The sequence below is a fragment of the Bacterioplanoides pacificum genome, from assembly GCF_042648445.1.
Taxonomy (GTDB): Bacteria; Pseudomonadota; Gammaproteobacteria; order Pseudomonadales; family Oceanobacteraceae; genus Bacterioplanoides; species Bacterioplanoides pacificum.
On the sequence record NZ_JBHRYB010000019.1, the window covers coordinates 1 to 768 of the forward strand.

1 rRNA gene is annotated in these 768 nt (G+C 53.3%); it reads right to left on the bottom strand.

The window, feature by feature from the left end:
- Window positions 1–17: 17 nt before the first annotated feature.
- Window positions 18–768: ribosomal RNA gene (locus tag ACFOMG_RS16620) — 23S ribosomal RNA — on the bottom strand; the annotation flags it as partial.

Below are 768 nucleotides of genomic sequence, written 5' to 3' on the forward strand. Positions count from 1 at the left end.
CCAAGTTTGGGTGTTATATGGTCAAGCCTCACGGGCAATTAGTATCAGTTAGCTCAACGCCTCGCAACGCTTACACACCTGACCTATCAACCTTGTAGTCTTCAAGGGCCCTACAGGGAGCTCGAAGCTCCAGTGAGATCTCATCTTGAAGGGGGCTTCCCGCTTAGATGCTTTCAGCGGTTATCCTGTCCGAACATAGCTACCCGGCAATGCATCTGGCGATACAACCGGAACACCAGAGGTTCGTTCACTCCGGTCCTCTCGTACTAGGAGCAACTCTTCTCAAATCTCAAACGCCCACGGCAGATAGGGACCGAACTGTCTCACGACGTTCTAAACCCAGCTCGCGTACCACTTTAAATGGCGAACAGCCATACCCTTGGGACCGGCTTCAGCCCCAGGATGTGATGAGCCGACATCGAGGTGCCAAACACCGCCGTCGATGTGAACTCTTGGGCGGTATCAGCCTGTTATCCCCGGAGTACCTTTTATCCGTTGAGCGATGGCCCTTCCATACAGAACCACCGGATCACTATGACCTACTTTCGTACCTGCTCGACGTGTCTGTCTCGCAGTTAAGCCGGCTTATGCCATTGCACTAACCTCCTGATGTCCGACCAGGATTAGCCGACCTTCGTGCTCCTCCGTTACTCTTTGGGAGGAGACCGCCCCAGTCAAACTACCCACCACACAGTGTCCTCGATCCAGATAATGGACCTGAGTTAGAACCCCAAATTGACCAGGCTGGTATTTCAAGATTGGCTCCAC